The following is a 19,599-nucleotide window of genomic DNA, read 5'->3' as shown; positions in this document are numbered from 1 at the left end:
ATGGCCGACCCCAGACCCCCATCCCGCCAGCGCACCGCCCGCCCGAGCTCCGCGCGCCGGCCCTCCGGTCCCCGAACGCCGCCGCGCGCCCCCGATCCCCGAACCGCCGATCCCCGCCATCTCGCGCTGCGCCTGCTTGGCCTCGTGCTGCGGCGCGGACAGCCGCTCGACGAGGCGCTCGCCGGCAACCGGTCGGTCGCCGCCCTGGCGGCGCGCGACCGCGCCTTCCTGCGCCTGCTGCTGGCGACGACACTGCGCCGGCTCGGCCAGCTCGACGCCGCGCTCGACTCCCTGGTGCAGCGGCCCCTGCCGGCGCACCCGGGCGAGCTGCGCGACCTGCTCCGGCTGGGCGCGGCGCAGCTGCTGTTCCTGGGCACGCCGCCGCACGCCGCCGTCTCGACCAGCCTGGCCCTGGCCGAGGGCCGCACGCTGCGCAACTTCAAGGGTCTGATCAACGCCCTGCTGCGCCGCCTGGCGCGCGAGGGCGCGGCGATCCTAGAGGGCCAGGACGGCGCGCGCCTGAACCTGCCGGGCTGGCTCTGGGACAGCTTGGTCGCCGCCCACGGGGAGGCGGCGGCGCGCGCGATCGCGGCGGTCCAGGCCGGCGAGCCGCCGCTCGACCTGACCCTCAAGGACGGCCAGGACGTCGAGCTCTGGGCCGAGCGCCTGGAGGCCGAGCCGCTGCCGACCGGCAGCCTGCGCCGGCCGGCGGCCGGCGGCGAGATCGCCGCCCTGCCCGGCTTCGCCGAGGGCGCCTGGTGGGTGCAGGACGCCGCCGCCGCCCTGCCCGCCCGCCTGCTCGGGAGCGTCGACGGCCGGGCCGTCGCCGACCTCTGCGCCGCACCCGGCGGCAAGACGGCGCAGCTCGCCGCCGCCGGCGCACGGGTCGTCGCCGTCGAGATCAGCCGCAGCCGGCTCGCGCGGGTCGGGGAGAACCTGCGGCGGCTCGGCCTGAGCGCGAGGCTGCTCGAGGCCGATGCGACCGTCTGGCAGCCGGACGAGCCGCTGCCCTTCATCCTGCTCGACGCGCCCTGCAGCGCGACCGGCACGCTGCGCCGCCACCCCGACGTCGCCTGGCTGAAGTCGCCGGCGGATCTGCCGGCCCTGACAGCGCTGCAGGACTGCCTGCTGGAGCGTGCCGTGGCCGGCCTGGCGCCCGGCGGCACGCTGGTCTACGCGACCTGCTCGCTGCTGCCCGAGGAGGGCCCGGAGCGGATCGAGCGCCTGCTCGCCGCGGGCGCGCCGCTGGCGCGCCGCCCGGTCCGCGCCGAAGAGGTCGGCGGGCTCGCCGAGCTGGTCACGCCCCAGGGCGACCTGCGAACCCTGCCCTGCCATCTGGCCGAGCGCGGCGGCCTGGACGGCTTCTACGCCTGCCGGCTGGTCCGCCAAGCCTGACGCCTCGGCTTTTGCGGCGGCGGCGCGCTTTGCGCCGCTTGAGGCGGATCGGGGCGCGCGCTACAAGGCGGGCATGCAGCAAGCGCTCCGCATCGCGCCTTCGATCCTCTCGGCCGACTTCGCTCGCCTCGGCGAGGAGGTGCGGGCGATCGACGCCGCCGGCGCCGACTACATCCACGTCGACGTCATGGACGGCCACTTCGTGCCCAACCTGACCATCGGCCCGATGGTCGTGAAGGCCCTGCGACCGCACTCAGCCAAGCCCTTCGACGTCCACCTGATGATCGCCCCGGTCGATCCCTACATCGCCGCCTTCGCCGAGGCCGGCGCCGACATCCTGACCGTGCACCCGGAATCGGGGCCGCACCTGCACCGCACGCTGCAGCTGATCAAGGCGCAGGGCAAGAAGGCGGGCGTCTCTCTCAATCCCGCGACGCCGGTCGAGGTCGTCGACCCGGTGCTCGAGGAGCTCGACCTGATCCTGGTGATGAGCGTCAACCCCGGCTTCGGCGGGCAGTCCTTCCTGCCCTCGTCGCTGCGCAAGATCGAGGCGCTGCGCCGGCGCATCGACGCCCATGTCGCCGCGGGCGGCCGGCCCATCGACCTGGAGGTCGACGGCGGCATCAACGTCGAGACGGCGCGCGCCTGCCGGGAAGCCGGCGCCGACCTGCTGGTCGCCGGCACCTCCAGCTTCGCCGGCGGCCCGGAGGCCTACGCCGGCAACATCCGGCGCCTGCGCGGCGGGGACTGATGACCGCCGCGCCGGCCCCGGGAGCCGCGGCCGAGGGGCCGCCGAAGGGTCGGACCCCGGGCGGCGACCGGCCGCGCGGCGGGCCGCTGGCGCGCCGGCGGGCCTGGCGCCACCTGCCGCCGGAGCAGCGCTGGGCGCGCCTGCTCTACCTGGCCAAGCGCAACTGGTTCGCCCTGCCCTTCTACCCCTCCCTGCTGCCGGTCTGCGGCGAGCCGGCGCCGCGGGCCACGCCGCCCGACCCCTGGCCGGGCCGCGCCGACCAGGGCCTGGCCCTGGTCGGCGGCCTCTACCGCTTCGCCGGCCAGAGCCTGCAGGCACCGACGCCGCCCTGGCTGGCGCCCGAGGCGACGCGGGCCTGGCTGCGCGAGCTGCATTCCTTCGCCTGGCTGCGCGACCTGCGCGCCGCCGGCAGCGACGCCGCCCGGCGCCACGCCCGCGAGCTGACCCAGGACTGGCTGGACCGCCACGGGCGCTGGTCCGAGCCGGCCTGGGAGCCGCTGACCCTGGCGCGGCGCTTGACCCACTGGCTGGCCCAGTGGGATTTCCTGGCGGCCAGCGCCGAGCACGACTTCCGCCGGGCCGTGCTCGACTCGGCGGCCGCCCAGACCGCGCACCTGGCGCACAGCCTGCCGGCCGGCCTCTCCGGCGCCGACCTCGTCTGCGCGGTCAAGGGCCTGGCGATCGGCGGCGCCTGCCTGCCCGGCGGCGAGCGCTGGCTCGGCAAGGCCCTGGACCTGCTGACCCGCGAGCTGCCGCGCCAGATCCTGCCCGACGGCGGCCACGTCGAGCGCAGCCCCTCGCGCCACCTGGCGGCGCTGCGCGACCTGATCGACGTCAAGGCGATGCTGCACGCCGCCGGGCGCGAGCCGCCGGCCGAGCTGGAGGCGGCGATCGACGCCATGGCGCCGATGCTGCGGCTGTTCCTGCACGGCGACGGCGGCCTCGCCCTCTTCAACGGCTCCAGCGCCGAGGAAGCGCTGAAGATCGACCTGGTCCTGCAGCGCGCCGGCTCGCGCGGCCGGCCTCGCCTCTCGGCCCCAGAAAGCGGCTTCCAGCGCCTGCAGGCCGGGCGCACCCTGGCGATCATCGACGCCGGCGCGCCGCCGCCGCCGGGCCAGGACGGGCTGGCCCACGCCGGCACCCTCTCCTTCGAGCTGTCGGTCGGCCGCGAGCGGCTGATCGTCAACTGCGGGACGCCGGGCGCCGAGGGCGGTCCGGCCGCCTGGATCGCGGCCCTGCGCCGTACCGCTGCCCACTCGACCCTCGAGCTCGACGGCCGCTCCTCTTCGGAGGCGCTGAGCGCCGGCCTGTGGAGCGGCCCCGGCTTGGCGACGCGGCCGCACTCGGTCAGCTGCCGGCGCGAGGCGGTCGAGGGCGCGACGCTGCTCGAGATGACCCACGACGGCTATCGCGACAGCCTGCGCACCCTGCATCGCCGCCGGCTCTACCTGGCGGCCGCCGGCGACGACCTGCGCGGCGAGGACCACATCGAGCGCAGCGACGGCGCCGTGCCGGCCGCCTTCACGCTGCGCTTCCACCTGCATCCCGAGGTGCAGGCGAGCCTCGTCCAGACCGGCGACGCCGCCCTGCTGCGCCTGCCGCGCGGCGGCGGCTGGCGGTTCCGCTGCAGCGGCGGGACACTGGCCATCGAGGACTCGGTCTACTGGGGCGAGGAGCGCTCGCGGCGCAGCCGGCAGCTCGTCGTCTGCGGCACCGCAGGTCCCGGCACCAGCCTGATCAAGTGGGCCCTGCGGCGCGAGAGCGGCAAGCGCGACTGACCGCCGGGGCTGGTCATTGCCCGCCGCCGGCCTTCACCCGATGGTTACGAATCCCGGCGATCCTGCGCTAGATTCGAAGCGGGAGCGGGGGTCTGGCCATGACTTTCCTGAGAATGCTGTTCGCGGCAGGGCTGCTGCTGGTCGCGCAGCCGGCCCTGACCGGTGAAGCCTGGGCCTACAAGGCCGTCGAGAGCGGCGACCCCAGGGTCGCGGTCCAGCCCCTGACGGCTCTGGCGCCGCGGGCCGGCGGCCTGGCCTGCCGGTCGCTCGCCGACGCCGTCGCCGAGGCGGGCACCGCGACCGGGACCGCCGCCGCCAAGCTGTTCGAGCGTGCCGGCGCGGCCTGCGCCGAGGCCGGCAAGCTGACCGCGGCCGTGGCGCACTACAGCCAGGCGATCCGCCACTCCGTCTGGCGCGCGAGCACCTACGCGCGGCGCGGCCGGCTGCACGCCCGGCTCGGCGAGCACGAGCTCGCCGTGCTCGACTACGACCAGTCGATCAGGCTCGATCCGCAGCAGTCGCGCTACCGCTACCTGCGTGCCATCTCGCGCGCGGCGATCGGACGCGCGGAGGCCGCGGTCGACGACCTCGAGCAGGTGCTGAAGCTGGAGGACAGCGAGGTCGTCAGCCGCCTGCAGCGCCGCCTGATCGAGAAGGGCTACGGCACCCCCGTCGACGGCGAGTACGACCCCGGAACGCGCCGCGCCCTGGTCGCCTGCCTCAGTGCCCACTGCTTCGAGTTCTGAGCCGGCTCAGGCGACGCCGAGCAGCCCCTTGGCGAAGGCCTCGGCCGAGAAGGGCCTGAGGTCATCCGCGCCCTCGCCGACGCCGACGGCGTGGACCGGCAGGCCCTGCGCCTCGGCGAGCGCGACCAGCACGCCGCCCTTGGCCGAGCCGTCGAGCTTGGTGACGACCAGGCCGGTGACGTTGACCAGCTCGCGGAAGGTCGCGACCTGCTGCAGGGCGTTCTGGCCGGTCGTGGCGTCGAGCACCAGCATGACGTCGTGCGGCGCCTCGGGATCGAGCTTCTTCAGGACCCGGATGACCTTCTGCAGCTCGGCCATGAGGCCTGCCTTGTTGTGCAGGCGGCCGGCCGTATCGATCAGCAGGATGTCGGCCGCCTCGCGCCGGGCCTGCTCCAGGGCGTCGTAGGCCAGCCCCGCGGCGTCGGCGCCCTGGGCGCGCGCCACGACCGTGCAGCCGATGCGCTCGCCCCAGATCTGCAGCTGCTCGATGGCGGCGGCGCGGAAGGTGTCGCCGGCGGCGAGCACGACCTTGTGGCCGTCCTCGCCCAGACGCTTGGCCAGCTTGCCGATGGTCGTCGTCTTGCCCGAGCCGTTGACGCCGACGACCAGGACGACGTGCGGGCGGTGCGCCGGGTCGGGCTGGAAGGGCCTGGCGACCGGCTCCAGCAGGGTCGCGATCTGCGCCGCCAGCGCGCCGCGCACCTCCTGGTCCGAGACCTCCTTGCCGAAGCGGGTGCGCGAGAACTCCGCGGTCAGGCGGGCCGCGGCCTGGACGCCGAGGTCGGCCGAGATCAGCAGCTCCTCGAGCTCCTCGATCGCCGCCTCGTCGAGCTTGCGCTTGGTGAAGATCGCGGTGATGCCGGAGCCGAGCCGCGTCGAGGAGTGCGACAGCCCCTCACGCAGCCGGCGGAACCAGGAGCGCCTGCCCTCGTCCTGCTCGCTCATGCCGCCGAGGACATCCCGGTGCGGGCGACCAGCGCGCCCTCGACGACATCGGTCGCGACCAGCTCGACGATCTCGCCGACCCGCGCCGCGGCCGGCCCCTCGAGGCGGACCGGGGCGAAGTGCTCGCTGCGGCCGCGCCCGGGCTCCTCGAGCAGCACCGACAGCGGCCGCCCCAGCTGGCCGGCCAGGAAGCGGCGCTCGGCGGCCGCGCCGGCCGCGCGCAGGCGCGCCGCGCGCTCCTTGCGCAGCGGCTTGGGCAGCGCCGGCATGCGCGCCGCCGGGGTGCCCTCGCGCTCGGAATAGGGGAAGACGTGCAGCCAGGTCAGGCCGGCCTCCTCGACCAGGGCGAGGCTGTTCTCGAAGGCCGCGGCGCTCTCGGTCGGGAAGCCGGCGATGAGATCGGCGCCGAAGACGACGTCGGGCCGCGCCGCGCGCGCGCGCTCCACCGTGCGCAGCACGTCGGCGCGCAGGTGGCGGCGCTTCATGCGCTTGAGGATCAGGTCGTCGCCGGCCTGGATCGAGAGGTGCAGGTGCGGCATCAGCCGCGGCTCCTCGGCGAGCAGGCGGAACAGGTCCGCGTCGAGCTCGACCGGATCGACCGAGGAGAGCCGCAGGCGCGGCAGCTCGGGAACCAGGGCGAGCAGGCGGCGCGCCGCCTGGCCGAGGCCCGGCCGGCCCGGCAGGTCCTTGCCGTAGTCGGTGAGGTCGACCCCGGTCAGCACGACCTCGCGCACGCCGCCCTCGACCAGCAGGCGGACCTGGCGGACGATCTCGCCGAGCGGCAGCGAGCGGCTCGGGCCGCGGCCGAAGGGGATGATGCAGAAGGTGCAGCGGTGGTCGCAGCCCTGCTGGACCTGGACGAAGGCGCGGGTCTTCTCGGCGAAGCCGGCGATCAGGTGGCCGGCGGTCTCGGCCGCGAGGTCGTGGGCCGCCATGATGTCGCCGACCGCGCGGTGCGGTCCGGCGCCGGCGGCGCCCGCGACGGCGGGGGCGAAGGAGCCGGCCTCGAGCTTCTCCAGGTTGCCGAGCACGCGGTCGACCTCGGGCATGGCGGCATAGCGGTCTGGGTCGATCTGCACGGCGCAGCCGGTGACGACGATCTCGGCGTCGGGGTGGGCGCGCCGCGCCTTGCGCACGGCCTGGCGGAACTGCCGCTCGGCCTCGGCGGTGACGGCGCAGGAATTGAGAATCACGGCGTTGCTCAGGCCCTGGGCGCGCGCATGCTCGCGCATCACCTCCGACTCGTAGGCGTTCAGCCTGCAGCCGAAGGTGACGATCCTGGCCTCGGCCAGCGCTGGGCCGCTCGGGGCGGCGGCGCCGGCGGCACGCTCGGTCGCTGCGTTCGTCATGGGACCGCGGTTATATGGGCCCGGCGCCCGGCCTGTCCAGCGAAGGCGGGTCCGCGAGGCCCGGCCGACCGTGCGCTTAGGCCGTGCGCTCAGGCCATGCGCTCGGCGATCGCCTGCATGAAGCGGTGGCTCGCCGGGTCGTGGAAGCGGGTCAGCAGGCCGCCGTCGAAGGCCGGCGAGGCTCGCCCGGCCTGCATGGCCTCGACCGGGCCGATGTCCTCCTCGAAGACCTGCCGCCAGCGCGCCAGCGTCTCGGCGATCGTCGGCGCCAGCTCCGGATCGACTGCGGCCCCGGCCGCGGCGTAGAGGTGCAGCGTCTCGCGGCTTGCCGTCGGCCCCTCGGGATGGACCACGACGCCGAAGAAATGGTCACCCTGGACGCCGAGCCAGAGGTTCGGGAAGACCACCGGGTACTCGCCGACCGCCGCCGCCGGCTCGTCCAGGCCGGCGAGGCGCGGCAGCGGCCGCGCCGCCGGCGGCGGGGCGTAGCCCGTGACGCCGGCACCGACCGCGGGCCAGGCCTCGAAATAGTAGTGCTCGTCGAGCGGCGAGTAGCCGTTGAGCGCCGGGTGGACGATCGGCAGGTGATAGCTCTCCAGGAAGTTCTCGGTCGCCAGCTTCCAGTTCGCCTGGACCGTCAGCGTCATGCCGGCGACCCGCTCCAGCCCGGCGAGGTCGTAGCGCGCCCAGCGCCGGGCCAGCGGCGCGAGATGCGCCTCGAGCGGCGGCGCCGTGCCGCCGAGGTCGACGAAGACGAAGTCCGCCCACAGCCCGCTGCGCACCGGCAGCAGGCCGTTCGCCGCCCGGTCCAGGCCCTCGGCCTCGTGGCGGCCGGGGCCGCCGACGTGCGGCGTCTTCAGCAGGCGGCCGTCGAGCGCGTAGCTCCAGGCGTGGTAGGGGCAGACCAGGCCGGGACGCCGGCAGGCCGCCTCCCGGACCAGCCGGGCACCGCGGTGTCGGCAGACGTTGTGGAAGACCCGGATCCCGCCCTCGCCGTCGCGCAGCAGGACCAGCGGCACGCCGCCGAAGTCGATCGGCTTGAGGTCGCCGGGCGCCGGCACCTCGCCGGCCGAGCCCAGGCAGGCCCAGCCGCCGTGCAGCACCTGGGCCATCTCCAGACGGTGATAGGCCGGGTCGGTGTAGACCGCGTTCGGCAGCCCGCGCGCCGCGCCGAGCGGACGGCGGACCGCCGAGAAGTCGATCGGGGGCGGCGGGGCCGAGAGCGGATCGAGGGGCGCGAGCGACATGACGGTCTCCTCGTCGATACGACGGAGAACCAGTCTCGCGGGCGCCTGTGGCCGCGTCGCGATTGCCAGCGGCAGAAAGCTAACCCAGCAGCGACCTGTCGAGGCTACCGCAGAAGGCGGTCGCGACCGGCCCGGTCATCAGCACGTGGCCGTCGGCCTCGCGCCACTCGACGAGCAGGTCGCCGCCCGGCTGCTCGACGCGGGCGCGCCGCTCGGTCAGGCCGCGGCGCACCGCGGCGACCTGGGCGGCGCAGCCGCCGCTGCCGCTGGCCCGGGTCAGGCCGACGCCGCGCTCCCAGATGCGCTGGCGCAGGTGCGTCGTCGAGACGACCTGGACGAGCTGCACGTTGGTGCGCCGCGGGAACAGGGGGTCGTGCTCGATCGCCGGCCCCAGCGCCGCCAGGTCGATGCCCTCGGGATCCTCGACGAAGAAGACGACGTGCGGGTTGCCCAGCGACAGCGCGACGGGGTCCGCCAGCGGCCCCTTGGCGTAGTCGAGCCGCCCGGTGTCCATGGCCCGCGCCAAGGGCACCTCGCGCCAGTCCAGCCGGGGCGGGCCGAGATCGGCGGTGACCTGACCGTCGGCGGCCGGGGTGCAGGGCAGCAGGCCGCCGAGGGTGCGGATCGTGACCGCCTCGCGGCCTTCGGCGAAGAGCAGGGAGGCGACACAGCGCGTGGCGTTGCCGCAGGCTTCGGCCTCGCTGCCATCGGCGTTGAAGATGCGCATGAAGAGGTCGGCCGGGGCGGCGTCGGGCTCGAGCACGATCAGCTGGTCGCAGCCGACGCCCTCGCGGCGGTCGGCGATCGCCGCGGCCTGGGCGGCGCTCGGGCGGAACGGCTCCAGGCGGGCATCGACGATGACGAAATCGTTGCCCAGCCCGTGCATCTTGCGGAAGGGGCGGCCGGTCATGGCGGCTATATGGACCGGCACCCTCCCGGTCGTCCAGCGCGACGGCGAGCGCCGCCGCGCCGGCGGGGCGCTACCAGGTGCGGACCGGTCCGGTGTCGACGTGGACGAAGCCCGACTTGGCGTAGAGGCCGACGCCGCCAGCCTGCAGGTCGAGCGCGGCGCGGTGCACCGCCCGGAGATCGACGCCGCCCATGGCGATGTCGATGGCCTGGCCCTTCATGTGGAAAGACTTGCGGGCGACGCCGCCGCTGTTGCCGCGGAGCATGGCGTTGGTCTTGGGCGAGCGGTATCCGGAGATCACGGCGTAGGTGCTCTCCTTGCCCAGCGTCCGCTGCAGCCCGTCGAGCAGGTCCATGAGCTTGGGGTCGATCGGGAAGACCTCGCCGGTGCGGAAGTCGCGCAGCACCTCGTTGATCTCGCCGAGCGCACCCTTGTCGTAGCGGCCGTCGACCCAGTAGGTCGCGCGCAGGCGCTCCTCGGTGTGCAGATTGTGGAACGAAAGGCGGCGCAGGTCGTTTCCTGCCCTGACGATGTTCGGCATGGCCAGCACGGCCGTTCCGGCTGCGGCTGTCGCAAGAAAGCCGCGTCGCGATAGAAGGCTCATGGAATCCCCCGAGCTCGGTCGTGGTCTTTGACGCGCCCTTTCCCGGTGGGTGCGCCGTCGGCTGCGCTTCTTCTGTGGCGAGCTTCGCCCCCCGTCGCTTTCGTTTTGGTTAACAGAATCGGCCGGCAAGTCAATCGCCCCGGTAGCGGGCGGAGGTCGGCGCCCGTGCCTCGGAAGCGCCACAATTCATGCCCTTAGCACGGGTTGTTCCGGTTATTAGTGAAGAAAAACAGGCGCCAAGCTGTCACCTCGGCGGCGCCCGCGTCGATGGCACCACGTCCGCGCGCGCCGCACGCGGCGCTCTGACGCAGTATGACAAGCGGTGCAAGGAAAAGGGCCGGCGCATCTCCTGCGCCGGCCCTTCCGCCGTCCTTGCCGAGCCCTCGCAGGCCGGCGCCGAGTGGTCAGCTCCGCCCGGTCCGCCCCAGCGGCTCCTCCGCCAGCAGAACCTCGCTGCTCCGCAGCTGCTCGACCAGCGCGCGGTCGCGGCCGTAGACGTCGTCGTAGAAGTGTGTCGTGCCGTCGCCGTCGACCCAGACGGTGAAGTAGACCATGTGCACCGGCCAGCTCCGCTGCAGGGAGATGCGGTCGCTTTCGCCGCTGGCGTAGAGCGCCTGAAGCCGCTCCATGTCCCAGCCCTCGGCGTCCTTCAGGACCAGCTTCGCCAGGTCGTCGGGGCGCGCCAGGCGCACGCAGCCCGAGCTGAGCGCGCGGCGCGACCGGCTGAACAGCTCTGGGTGGTTCGTGTCGTGCAGATAGATCGTATGCCGGTTCGGCATCATGAACTTGATGCGGCCCAGCGCGTTGTGCGGTCCCGGCGACTGGACCAGCCGGTAGGGCAGGCTGCGCGGGCTGGCGCGCACCGCGTGCCAGTCGATGCTGTAGGGATCGATCGGCACCGCGCTTTCGGACCAGCTGGCGTAGAGCGTGATCCTCTGCCGGGCCAGGTAGCCGGGGTCTTCGCGCAGCTCCGGCAGGTAGTCCTCGGCGAAGATGGTCGGCGGCACCGTCCAGGTCGGGTTGACCTCGAGATAGCTCATTTCGGCGGAGAACATCGGCGTTGCGCGCGCCGGCGTGCCGGTGACCACCGGCATGCGCAGCACGACCTCACCGTCCTCGACGACCCGCAGGTCGTAGCCCGCGGTATTGACCAGAAGGTAGCGGGGGCCGAGATCCTGCGGCAACCAGCGCCAGCGCTCCATGTTAGCCTGCACGACTTCGACCAGCTCCGCCGCCGTCCGGTTGAGCGCCGCCAGGGTCTTCGGGCCGACGCGGCCGTCGACGGCCAAGCCGCTGCGCTGCTGGAAGCTGCGCACGGCACGCTCGAGGGCCTGGTCGAAATGGGCAGGATCGCTCTTGTCGGCCCCGGCGGCCCCTACGGAGGAGGCACCGACGGCCTCGCCGGCTGGAGTCTCGACGGCGGGATCGCGGCCCGCGAGGCGCTCGCGCAGCAGGACGACGCGCGGATTCCGCATGCCGGGGTCGAGGGTCTCGCCCTCCGGCACCCTCGTCCACCCGCCCCCGGCGGCGACCTGGCGGAGCTCCGCCAGGGTGCGGCGCAGGCGTTCGTACTGGGGGTGTCGGGGCGCAAGCGCGGCGAGCGCGGCCGCGAGATCCGGCGCGGCGGCGAGGCGCGAGACGGCCTCGACCGGATCGACGGGCGTCTCGTTGCCGTCCAGGCCGGCGCCCTGGTCGCGCAGCGCCTCGCGCCCGCGGAGCTGATCGCCGAGGTAGCCGAGCAGGCCGCTGCTGATCAGCAGGTCGACTTCCTGCCAGCGCCCCTCCCGGCGCGCGGTCTCGATCTCCCGCACCTGGTAGAGCGCGGGATCGAGGCCCTGGCTGTCGGCATCCGCCAACGCCAGCAGCGCATCCTCGCCCCGCGCGCTCAGCCCCGACGCCTCGGCATCGAGCCAGATCGGCAGGAAGCTGCGCGTCTCGTAGAGCCTCTTGAGGCGCAAATCCTCGAGCAGGCCTTGATCGAGCACGCCCGGCGCGGACTGCGCAGGCGGCGCGGCGTCCTGGCCCGTCGCCCGAAGCTCGCTCGGCGTCAGCGCCGCGACGTCGCGGACCTGGAGGCCGGCCGACAGGCAAAGAGCCGCCGTCGCCAGCGCCACGCTGCGCAGTGAAGCTTGCTTCCACATAAATGAAAACCTCGTTTGAACTGACGCGCCCGGCGCTCGGAGGAAGACGGGCATGAAACGGAGCCTGGATCCTATGCAGCGGGCACTTGCGCCCCTACAAACGGCTCCAGTGCCGATTCGGATCCCCAACCCGGCAAATTGGCTATTGCCTAGAGGAGCACAAGAAGATGAACGAGGACGTTTTCAACATGTCGCTGCGCAAGTTTCTCAAGCAGGTCGGCGTGACCTCCCAGCGTGAGATCGAGACCGCCGTGCGCGACCGCGTGGAGAGCGGCGCCCTGGCCGATCGAAAGGCGCTCTCCGCGCGCATGACCCTGGTCGTGGACGGCATCGACCTGGAGCACGTGATCGAGAGCCGCATCGAGCTCGAGTAGGCCGGCGGGCTGGCTCGCCGGTTCAGTCGGTGCCGCCTTCGATGCGCGGCAGGTAGGGCGCCGGCAGGGCCATCCGCTTGTTCGAGAGCACGATCCGCAGCCGGTCCGGGTAGTCGGTAACGATGCCGTCGACGCCGTCGTCGATCAGCCGGGCCATCGTCACGGGGTCGTTGACCGTCCAGGCGACGACCCTGAGGCCGAGGCCATGCGCCGCCTCGATCAGTTCGGGGCGAAGGTCGCGGTAGTAGGGCGACCAGACCGACCCTCCCGCCGCCTCGACCAGGGCCGGCGGCCCGCCCGGATAGTCGTCCGCGTCCAGTCCGCCGAGCCAGGGCGAGGCGCCGGGCCGGCCGCGCTCCAGATTGTCGAGCCAGGACTGCTCGGCGGTCAGGTGCACGGTCGGCAGCCCGGGCGCCAGCGCCTGGACCGCCGCCAGGCTCCGCCAGTCGAAGGACTGGACCGCGACCCGCGATGCCACCCCGGCCTCGCGCACCGCCGCGATGACGGCCTCGGCCAGCGCCGCCGGCGCGGCCGAGCCGGCCGGATCGTCCGGCGCCAGCTTGGTCTCGATCGAGTAGCGTATGCGCCCGCCGCTGCGCGCCTCGCCGAGCGCGAGCACCGCAGCCAGGGTCGGCGGCGGCACGCGCTCCAGGCAGGGCTGCGCCGGGAAGCGCTCCGCGGTCCTGCCGCCCGGCCGGGCACAGCCGACGTCGTAGGCCTGTAGCGCCGCTAGGTTGAGGTCGACCACCGCCGGCCCCTCGCCCTCCAGCCATCGGCCTTGCGGGTCGCGGGTGCGGTCGGCCGGCAGCCGCCGGTCGTGCAGCACGACCGGCACTCCGTCCGCCGTCAGCACCACGTCGAGCTCCAGCGTGGTGACGCCGACGGTCAGGGTGCGCCCGAATCCCGGCAGCGTATTCTCGGGCATCAGGCCCCGGGCGCCGCGGTGGCCGAGCGCCTCGAAGCCGAGCGCGCCGACCGGTGTCTCCTGGACCACGAAGGGCTCGGCGCCGAGCGACACGAACAGGCCGGCCGCGACCAGCGCGCCGGTGACCGCGAAGGCCCCCAGGCTGCCCCCGGACAGCCGGCGCCTGCGCCGGGGACGGCCGGGCGGTTGCCGCTCCGGCCCGCCGGCTCCGCTATCGCCCGCCTTCGCGCCTGTCATTTCGACAGCCTACACTGGATCTTCCGGCCCGTCCGGGCGCCGGGTGCCGCACCCCGGCCGCCGGCGAGCGGTCAGACGATGCCGAGGCGACGCATCCAGGCAGCGGTCTCGCGGGCTTCCGGATCGGCCTCGGCGGCGAGGCCCGCCGCGACGCCGGCCCGATCCTCGGCCGAGCGGTTCTGCGACAGCTTCGCCTTTGCCTCGACCCGCTCGGTCGCGATCGCGAAGCCGAGCACGGCGCGGCGCAGCCTGGCCAGGCCGGCCGGGTCCTGGCCGTCAAGCCGCCAGGGCTGCGGCCTGTCCGCCTCGTAGGTCTCGGTCAGCGCCGACAGCAGCGCCTCGGTCTCGCCGTCGTCGAGCAGCGTCACCGGGCCGGAGACCTGGACCGCCAGGTAGTTCCAGGTCGGCACCGCCGGTCCCGGGCGATAGAGGCCGGGCGAGACGTAAGCGTGCGGGCCAGAGAAGACCGCCAGGGCGCGCCCGCCCTCCTCGGCGAGCCGGCGCAGGCTCGCGCACTGCGGGTTGGCGGCGGCGAGGTGGCCGTAGAGCCGGCCCTGCCCCGGATTCGCCGGTGCTACGGCGGGGCGGTGCAGCAGCGGCAGGTGGTTGGCCTCGGGCCCCTCGGCGCCGGCGGTGACCAGCAGCGCGAAGGCGCGGCCCGCGATCAGCGCGGCGATCGATTCGGGGTCGTCCAGGCGAAAGGCCGGCGGCGTGAACATGGCGGGAATCCCCAGGCGCAGGAGGCGGGGCCGAATCTAGCAGCCGAGCGGCCCCATGAAAGAGCCGCTTTGCGCCGCGCGGAGGGGGCCAGTCGGCGGCCGTGCTTGCGCCCCGTCAGACCTTGCGCTCGACCATCAGCTTCTTGATCTCGGCGATTGCCTTGGCCGGGTTCAGGCTCTTCGGGCAGGTCCGCGTGCAGTTCATGATGGTGTGGCAGCGGTACAGCCGGAAGGGATCCTCGAGCTGGTCGAGGCGCTCGCCGGTCGCCTCGTCGCGGCTGTCGGCGATCCAGCGGTAGGCCTGCAGCAGCACCGCCGGCCCCAGGTAGCGCTCGCCGTTCCACCAGTAGCTCGGGCAGGCCGTCGTGCAGCAGAAGCAGAGGATGCACTCCCACAGGCCGTCGAGCCTGGCCCGCTCCGCCGGGCTCTGCGGCCGCTCGCGCTCGGGCGCGGGCGTCGTCGTCTTCAGCCATGGCTCGATCGAGCGCAGCTGGGCGTAGGACGTCGTCAGGTCCGGCACCAGGTCCTTCACGACCGGCTGGTGCGGCAGCGGGTAGACCTTCACGTCGCCTTTGACGTCGTGCAGGTTCATCGTGCAGGCCAGGGTGTTGACGCCGTCGATGTTCATGGCGCAGGAGCCGCAGACGCCCTCGCGGCAGGAGCGCCGGAAGGTCAGGGTCGGGTCGATCTCGTTCTTGATCTTGATCAGGGCGTCCAGGACCATCGGGCCGCAGTCGTCGAGATCGATCGCGTAGCTGTCGACGCGCGGGTTCTGGCCGTCGTCGGGATTCCAGCGGTAGACCTTGAAGGTCTTGGTCTTCTTCGCTCCCGAAGGCGCCGGCCAGCTCTTGCCGGTGCCGATCTTCGAGTTTGCGGGCAGCGCGAATTCAGCCATGGTCGGTCGCTCTCCTGGTCGCCAGCCGTCAGTAGACCCGTGCCTTGGGCGGGAACGACTGCACCTGGTTGGTCATCGGCTGCATGTGCACCGGGCGGGTGTCGAGCCGGGCCTTGCCCGCCTCGTCGACCCAGACGACCGAGTGCTTCATCCAGTTCTCGTCGTCGCGGTCCGGAAAGTCCTCGCGGGCGTGGGCGCCGCGGCTCTCGGCGCGCTCGGCGGCCGAGCCCATGGTCGCGACGGCTTGGCGGATCAGGTTGTCGAACTCCAGGGTCTCGACCAGGTCCGAGTTCCAGATCATCGAGCGGTCGCTGACCGAGATGTCGTCCTTCTGCGTCCAGAGCGCGCCCAGCTTGGCGACGCCTTCCTGCAGCGTCTCGCCGGTGCGGAAGACCGCGGCGTGGGTCTGCATGACGCGCTGCATGTCGAGGCGCATCTTCGAGGTCGGCGTGCCGCCCTTGGCGTGGCGCAGCCGGTCGAGGCGGCTCAGCGCCGGCTCGTCGGCGTCGGCCGGCAGCGGCTTGTGGCCCTCGCCCGGCGACAGGGTCTCGGCGCAGCGCTTGCCGGCGGCGCGCCCGAAGACGACCAGGTCGAGCAGCGAGTTGGAGCCCAGGCGGTTGGCGCCGTGGACCGACACGCAGGCCGCCTCGCCGACCGCCATCAGGCCGGGCACCACCGAGTCGGGGTCGCCGTCGCGCGGAGTCAGCACCTCGCCGTGAAAGTTCGTCGGGATGCCGCCCATGTTGTAGTGGCAGGTCGGGATCACCGGGATCGGCTCCTTGGTCACGTCGACGCCGGCGAAGATCTTGGCGGTTTCAGAGATGCCCGGCAGGCGCTCGTGCAGGACCTTGGGGTCCAGGTGCTCGAGGTGCAGGTGGATGTGGTCCTTCTCGGCGCCGACGCCCCGGCCCTCGTTGATCTCGACGGTCATCGAGCGGCTGACCACGTCGCGGCTGGCCAGGTCCTTGGCCGAAGGCGCATAGCGCTCCATGAAGCGCTCGCCCTCGGCGTTGGTGAGATAACCGCCCTCGCCGCGCGAGCCCTCGGTGATCAGGCAGCCGGCGCCGTAGATGCCGGTCGGGTGGAACTGCACGAACTCCATGTCCTGCAGCGGCAGGCCGGCGCGCAGCACCATGGCGTTGCCGTCGCCGGTGCAGGTGTGCGCCGAGGTGCAGGAGAAGTAGGCGCGGCCGTAGCCGCCGGTCGCCAGGATCGTGCGGTGGGCGCGGAAGCGGTGGATCGTGCCGTCGTCGAGGTTCCAGGCGACGACGCCGCGGCACTCGCCCTCCTCCATCATCAGGTCGAGGGCGAAGTACTCGATGAAGAACTCGGCGTTGTTGCGCAGCGACTGCTGGTAGAGCGTGTGCAGCATCGCGTGCCCGGTGCGGTCGGCTGCCGCGCAGGTGCGCTGGGCGGTGCCCTTGCCGTACTCCGTGGTCATGCCGCCGAAGGGCCGCTGGTAGATCTTGCCTGCCTCGGTGCGGCTGAAGGGCACGCCGTAGTGCTCCAGCTCGATGATCGCCGGGATCGCCTCCTTGGTCATGTACTCGATGGCGTCCTGGTCGCCGAGCCAGTCGGAGCCCTTGACCGTGTCGTACATGTGCCAGCGCCAGTCGTCCGGGCCCATGTTGCCGAGCGAGGCCGAGATGCCGCCCTGGGCCGCCACCGTGTGGCTGCGCGTCGGGAAGACCTTGGAGATGCAGGCGGTCTTGAGGCCGGCCGCGGCCAGCTCCAGGGCCGCGCGCAGCCCCGCGCCGCCGGCGCCGACGACGACGACGTCGTAGGTGTGATCGACTTTGGTATAGGCCTCGGGCATGGCGACTGGCCTTTCTGGGGCTTCGGCTGGCGGAACGGCGTTTCGGGGCGTTTCGGGCGGCGCCTTGCGGTGCCGCCGGCTCAGAACATCAGGGACAGGACGGAGAGCGTGGCGATCACGCCGAGCAGCAGGGAGGCGCCCTTGACCAGCAGCAGCAGGGCGAGCTTGGCGCCGCCGTGGTGGACGTAGTCCTCGATCACGACCTGCAGGCCCAGCGCGGCGTGATGGAAGGTCGCGCCGACCAGCAGGATCAGCAGGGCGCCGGAGATCGGGTGGCCGGCCCAGGCCGCGAAGGCGGCGTGGTCGGCGCCGACCAGCGAGACGACCGAGACCGCGAACCAGAGGACCAGCGGCACCAGGGCCAGCGCGCTCAGGCGCTGGGCCCACCAGTGCCCGGTGCCGTCATGGGCCGAGCCGAGGTGGCGAACGCGGGCGAGCGGACTGCGCAGGTTCATCTGTTGCACTCCTTCCGGCCTGTCATGAGGCCTCTCACGGCAGGACCAGGGCGAGGCCCCAGGTCAGCACCGTCAGCGCCGCCGTGGCGATCACCACGGTCCAGCCGCTGCGGTAGACGCTGGGCAGCTCGAAGCCCAGGCCGACGTCCCAGGCCAGGTGCCGGACGCCGTTGCAGAGATGGTAGAAGAGCGCGACCGACCAGCCGAACAGCAGGATCAGGCCGACCGGCGAGCCGACGAAGGACTGGGCGCCGGCGAAGGCCTCGGGCCCGGCCGCGGCGGCCGCCAGCCAGTAGACCAGCAGCAGCGTGCCGAGGCCGAGCGCGACGCCGGTCGCCCGGTGCAGGATCGAGAGCACGGAGGTCAGCTGCGGCCGGTAGACCTGCAGATGCGGGGAGAGGGGCCGGTTCTGGAGGGACATGCTGCGGCGCTCCTTCCGCCAGGGATCGGACGTGGCTCCCCGGGGACGGCCGGGCGGTCACGCCCCTCGTCCCCCGCGAGTCGCCCTGGGAAATACTGCGCTGCGGCAGGCAAGTCAACGAAGCGCCCCGGGCCAGCACCCTCGACTTCTATGCCAAATGCTTGAGCGCCTTGACAGAATTCTGTCGCGCCGCGGGCCCGGTGGACAACCCGGTGGAGCGGCGGTGGGCGCCTTGTGCACAAGCCTCGATTCCGTCCCCCGCAATCTGCCTCGCCACCGCCGGGAATCGCTTCACGCCGGGCGCCCGTCGGCCGATCATCGCCATCAGCACCAGCGCGTGCCGAGGTCCCGGGCTCTCGCCGGCGATCGCCCCGCCCGACCCTGGCGGGGACCCGCTGCCGGGAGAGCTGCCCGGGGACCTCGCCGGCAGGGCGCCCACCGCAGGCCCCCCGGGCCGGGGGCCGCCGGCGGGTGGGCGGCGCCGGCCCGGACCCCTTGCGGGTCACGGCGCCGCCGCCGACCAGAAGATCGCCTCCGGAGCCCAGGCCCCGCCCGGGACCGGGGCGATTTCGGGGGCAGCGAACCGGCTCTCGCGGTGGCCTCTGCCAGGTCCCGCCGCGGGGGCCGGCGCGTCAGTTCCGCCGCGGCATCAGCACGCTGTAGTCGAGGTCCAGCACCACCGCCGGGTCCGGCTTGCCGTCTGCGCCCCGATCGGGGAAGTCTGCGCAGCGCCGGCCCTTGGTCGCGATCGTGCGCAGGCGCAGCACGCCGAGGTCGGCGCGCTCCGGCAGGGGCGCCTTGTCGAGCACCTCGCTCCAGGCCGAGAGCGTGTCGCCGGCGAAGCTCGGCGCGACGTGGCGGCCGCCGTTGATCGCGGCGATCCGGCAGGCGTTGGCGAGGCCGTTGAAGGACAGCGCGCGGGCGATCGAGATGACGTGGCCGCCGTAGACGATGCGCCGGCCGAAGCGGTTGCCGTCGGCCGCCAGCTGGTCGAAGTGGACCCGCGCCGTGTTCTGGTAGAGCCGCGTCGCGAGCTGGTGCTCGGCCTCCTCCAGGGTCATGGCGTCGCTGTGGTCGATGCGCTCGCCGAGGGCGTAGTCGTCCCACAGGTGCGGGCTGCCGGCGAGCGTGCAGTCGTAGCCGGCCGCGCTGAAGCCCTCCGGGACTTCGAGCTCGGCGTAGGGCACGGCCTCGGGCAGCTCGGGGACGAGGGGCTCGGGCGCCGCGGCCTCCAGGTTTCGCTTGGCCACGAGCACCCAGCGGACCCACTGCAGCACGCTCTCGCCGACCTGGTTGAGGCAGAGCGAGCGGACCCAGACGACCCCGGTCTCGCCGCCGGAGGACTGCTTGAGGCCGATCACCTCGCTGACCGTCGAGAGCGTGTCGCCGGGATAGACGGCGACGCCGAAGCGGCAGTCGGCGTAGCCGAGGTTGGCGACGGCGTTCAGCGAGACGTCCGGCACGGTCTTGCCGAAGGCTATGTGGAAGACCAGCAGGTCGTCGAGCGGCGCCGCCTCCAGCCCGCAGGCGCCGGCGAAGAGGTCGGAGCTGTGCAGCGGAAAGCGGCTGCCGGTCAGGGCGAGGTAGAGCCCGACCTCCGCCTCGGTCACGGTGCGCGGCGTCGCGTGGACCAGTTGCTGGCCGAGCCGGAAGTCCTCGAAGAAGTTGCCCGGGTTGGTCTTGCCGCTCATCGTCGCCCCCTGCTCGTCGCCCCTTGCCGCTGCCCCCTGTTGCATAGCAGCAAAGCGGCGCGGCCGGAACCGGAGGGCTGGTCTCCCACGTCCCTCGACGGGCTCGGGACGAAGCGACGGCAAGCGACAACCTCCACTTCGTCTCGAGCGTGTCGAGGGGCGTGGGCGCGCCGGCCGAGGACGGCCGGCGGAGCCGAGCC

Annotated in this window: 18 protein-coding genes; 5 read left to right on the top strand and 13 right to left on the bottom strand. The window is 73.4% G+C overall.

Translation table 11 applies throughout. From position 1 onward, the window contains the following. The 4 genes from WD341_RS02575 to WD341_RS02560 all read left to right on the top strand — a co-directional run bounded on the left by WD341_RS02575 (window position 1) and on the right by WD341_RS02560 (window position 4,670). A complete protein-coding gene (locus tag WD341_RS02575) occupies window positions 1-1,395 on the top strand; it encodes an RsmB/NOP family class I SAM-dependent RNA methyltransferase (protein WP_368423849.1) in 1,395 nt (464 codons plus the stop codon). A 73-nt stretch (window positions 1,396-1,468) separates the two neighbouring features. After that, window positions 1,469-2,146, top strand: a complete 678-nt coding sequence (gene rpe, locus WD341_RS02570) for a ribulose-phosphate 3-epimerase (protein WP_368423848.1) — start codon at window positions 1,469-1,471, stop codon at window positions 2,144-2,146. Continuing rightward, complete coding sequence (locus tag WD341_RS02565) at window positions 2,146-3,924, top strand: heparinase II/III family protein (RefSeq protein ID WP_368423847.1); 1,779 nt, start codon at window positions 2,146-2,148, stop codon at window positions 3,922-3,924. Before rpe ends, WD341_RS02565 begins: the two co-directional genes overlap by 1 nt. Before the next feature lie 98 nt (window positions 3,925-4,022). Further along, a complete protein-coding gene (locus WD341_RS02560; RefSeq protein WP_368423846.1) occupies window positions 4,023-4,670 on the top strand; it encodes a hypothetical protein in 648 nt (215 codons plus the stop codon). A gap of 6 nt (window positions 4,671-4,676) precedes the next feature. On the opposite strand, the gene ftsY is transcribed toward WD341_RS02560, so the two are convergent. The 6 genes from ftsY to WD341_RS02530 form a co-directional block, all read right to left on the bottom strand. After that, entirely contained in the window at window positions 4,677-5,615 is a 939-nt protein-coding gene (gene ftsY, locus WD341_RS02555; RefSeq protein WP_368423845.1) for a signal recognition particle-docking protein FtsY, read from the bottom strand. Continuing rightward, window positions 5,612-6,907, bottom strand: coding sequence for a tRNA (N(6)-L-threonylcarbamoyladenosine(37)-C(2))-methylthiotransferase MtaB (mtaB, locus tag WD341_RS02550; RefSeq protein WP_368423862.1), 1,296 nt, complete (start codon window positions 6,905-6,907; stop codon window positions 5,612-5,614). The genes ftsY and mtaB overlap by 4 nt, the downstream gene beginning before the upstream one ends. Before the next feature lie 146 nt (window positions 6,908-7,053). Further along, window positions 7,054-8,211 (bottom strand): aromatic ring-hydroxylating dioxygenase subunit alpha, encoded by a 1,158-nt coding sequence (locus WD341_RS02545; protein ID WP_368423844.1) that lies wholly within the window; start codon window positions 8,209-8,211, stop codon window positions 7,054-7,056. Between the two features lie 79 nt (window positions 8,212-8,290). Then, window positions 8,291-9,121, bottom strand: coding sequence for a diaminopimelate epimerase (gene dapF, locus WD341_RS02540; protein WP_368423843.1), 831 nt, complete (start codon window positions 9,119-9,121; stop codon window positions 8,291-8,293). A gap of 70 nt (window positions 9,122-9,191) precedes the next feature. After that, window positions 9,192-9,725: a DUF882 domain-containing protein gene (locus tag WD341_RS02535; RefSeq protein WP_368423842.1), complete on the bottom strand. Its 534-nt coding sequence runs from the start codon at window positions 9,723-9,725 to the stop codon at window positions 9,192-9,194. A gap of 404 nt (window positions 9,726-10,129) precedes the next feature. After that, entirely contained in the window at window positions 10,130-11,866 is a 1,737-nt protein-coding gene (locus tag WD341_RS02530) for a murein L,D-transpeptidase (RefSeq protein ID WP_368423841.1), read from the bottom strand. 167 nt (window positions 11,867-12,033) lie between these two features. On the opposite strand from WD341_RS02530, the gene WD341_RS02525 reads away from it, so the two are divergent. Beyond that, a complete protein-coding gene (locus WD341_RS02525; RefSeq protein WP_368423840.1) occupies window positions 12,034-12,240 on the top strand; it encodes a DUF6494 family protein in 207 nt (68 codons plus the stop codon). A gap of 22 nt (window positions 12,241-12,262) precedes the next feature. Here WD341_RS02525 and WD341_RS02520 read toward each other — a convergent pair whose 3' ends face one another. From WD341_RS02520 to WD341_RS02490, 7 genes are all read right to left on the bottom strand, one after another. Further along, window positions 12,263-13,402, bottom strand: coding sequence for a glycerophosphodiester phosphodiesterase (locus WD341_RS02520; RefSeq protein WP_368423839.1), 1,140 nt, complete (start codon window positions 13,400-13,402; stop codon window positions 12,263-12,265). A 71-nt stretch (window positions 13,403-13,473) separates the two neighbouring features. Beyond that, the gene (locus WD341_RS02515) at window positions 13,474-14,121 is read right to left on the bottom strand and encodes an FMN-binding negative transcriptional regulator (RefSeq protein ID WP_368423838.1); all 648 of its coding nucleotides are present in this window, start codon (window positions 14,119-14,121) and stop codon (window positions 13,474-13,476) included. A 115-nt stretch (window positions 14,122-14,236) separates the two neighbouring features. Next, entirely contained in the window at window positions 14,237-15,016 is a 780-nt protein-coding gene (locus WD341_RS02510; protein WP_368423837.1) for a succinate dehydrogenase iron-sulfur subunit, read from the bottom strand. A 28-nt stretch (window positions 15,017-15,044) separates the two neighbouring features. Continuing rightward, on the bottom strand, window positions 15,045-16,832 hold the full coding sequence (gene sdhA / locus WD341_RS02505; RefSeq protein ID WP_368423836.1) for a succinate dehydrogenase flavoprotein subunit: 1,788 nt from the start codon (window positions 16,830-16,832) through the stop codon (window positions 15,045-15,047). Window positions 16,833-16,912: 80 nt separating this feature from the next. Next, a complete protein-coding gene (gene sdhD, locus WD341_RS02500; RefSeq protein ID WP_368423835.1) occupies window positions 16,913-17,287 on the bottom strand; it encodes a succinate dehydrogenase, hydrophobic membrane anchor protein in 375 nt (124 codons plus the stop codon). A 34-nt stretch (window positions 17,288-17,321) separates the two neighbouring features. Beyond that, window positions 17,322-17,708 (bottom strand): succinate dehydrogenase, cytochrome b556 subunit, encoded by a 387-nt coding sequence (gene sdhC / locus WD341_RS02495; RefSeq protein ID WP_368423834.1) that lies wholly within the window; start codon window positions 17,706-17,708, stop codon window positions 17,322-17,324. A 632-nt stretch (window positions 17,709-18,340) separates the two neighbouring features. Further along, on the bottom strand, window positions 18,341-19,399 hold the full coding sequence (locus tag WD341_RS02490) for a MaoC family dehydratase (protein WP_368423833.1): 1,059 nt from the start codon (window positions 19,397-19,399) through the stop codon (window positions 18,341-18,343). Between the last annotated feature and the right edge of the window lie 200 nt (window positions 19,400-19,599).

Origin of the sequence: Tistlia sp., assembly GCF_040905785.1 — a bacterium.
Classification (GTDB): Bacteria; Pseudomonadota; Alphaproteobacteria; order Kiloniellales; family DSM-21159; genus Tistlia.
Note: the sequence above shows the minus strand (reverse complement) of the source record. Positions and strands in the feature narration are given on the sequence as shown.

Coding starts and splice junctions, on each gene's coding strand:
- WD341_RS02560 (WP_368423846.1), top strand. CDS start 4,023: ATGACTTTCCTGAGAATGCTGTTCGCGGCAGGGCTGCTGCTGGTCGCG.
- WD341_RS02510 (WP_368423837.1), bottom strand. CDS start 15,016: ATGGCTGAATTCGCGCTGCCCGCAAACTCGAAGATCGGCACCGGCAAG.
- dapF (WP_368423843.1), bottom strand. CDS start 9,121: ATGACCGGCCGCCCCTTCCGCAAGATGCACGGGCTGGGCAACGATTTC.
- WD341_RS02535 (WP_368423842.1), bottom strand. CDS start 9,725: ATGAGCCTTCTATCGCGACGCGGCTTTCTTGCGACAGCCGCAGCCGGA.
- WD341_RS02565 (WP_368423847.1), top strand. CDS start 2,146: ATGACCGCCGCGCCGGCCCCGGGAGCCGCGGCCGAGGGGCCGCCGAAG.
- WD341_RS02575 (WP_368423849.1), top strand. CDS start 1: ATGGCCGACCCCAGACCCCCATCCCGCCAGCGCACCGCCCGCCCGAGC.
- WD341_RS02490 (WP_368423833.1), bottom strand. CDS start 19,399: ATGAGCGGCAAGACCAACCCGGGCAACTTCTTCGAGGACTTCCGGCTC.
- sdhD (WP_368423835.1), bottom strand. CDS start 17,287: ATGAACCTGCGCAGTCCGCTCGCCCGCGTTCGCCACCTCGGCTCGGCC.
- sdhC (WP_368423834.1), bottom strand. CDS start 17,708: ATGTCCCTCCAGAACCGGCCCCTCTCCCCGCATCTGCAGGTCTACCGG.
- rpe (WP_368423848.1), top strand. CDS start 1,469: ATGCAGCAAGCGCTCCGCATCGCGCCTTCGATCCTCTCGGCCGACTTC.
- WD341_RS02545 (WP_368423844.1), bottom strand. CDS start 8,211: ATGTCGCTCGCGCCCCTCGATCCGCTCTCGGCCCCGCCGCCCCCGATC.
- ftsY (WP_368423845.1), bottom strand. CDS start 5,615: ATGAGCGAGCAGGACGAGGGCAGGCGCTCCTGGTTCCGCCGGCTGCGT.
- sdhA (WP_368423836.1), bottom strand. CDS start 16,832: ATGCCCGAGGCCTATACCAAAGTCGATCACACCTACGACGTCGTCGTC.
- WD341_RS02520 (WP_368423839.1), bottom strand. CDS start 13,402: ATGACAGGCGCGAAGGCGGGCGATAGCGGAGCCGGCGGGCCGGAGCGG.
- WD341_RS02515 (WP_368423838.1), bottom strand. CDS start 14,121: ATGTTCACGCCGCCGGCCTTTCGCCTGGACGACCCCGAATCGATCGCC.
- WD341_RS02525 (WP_368423840.1), top strand. CDS start 12,034: ATGAACGAGGACGTTTTCAACATGTCGCTGCGCAAGTTTCTCAAGCAG.
- WD341_RS02530 (WP_368423841.1), bottom strand. CDS start 11,866: ATGTGGAAGCAAGCTTCACTGCGCAGCGTGGCGCTGGCGACGGCGGCT.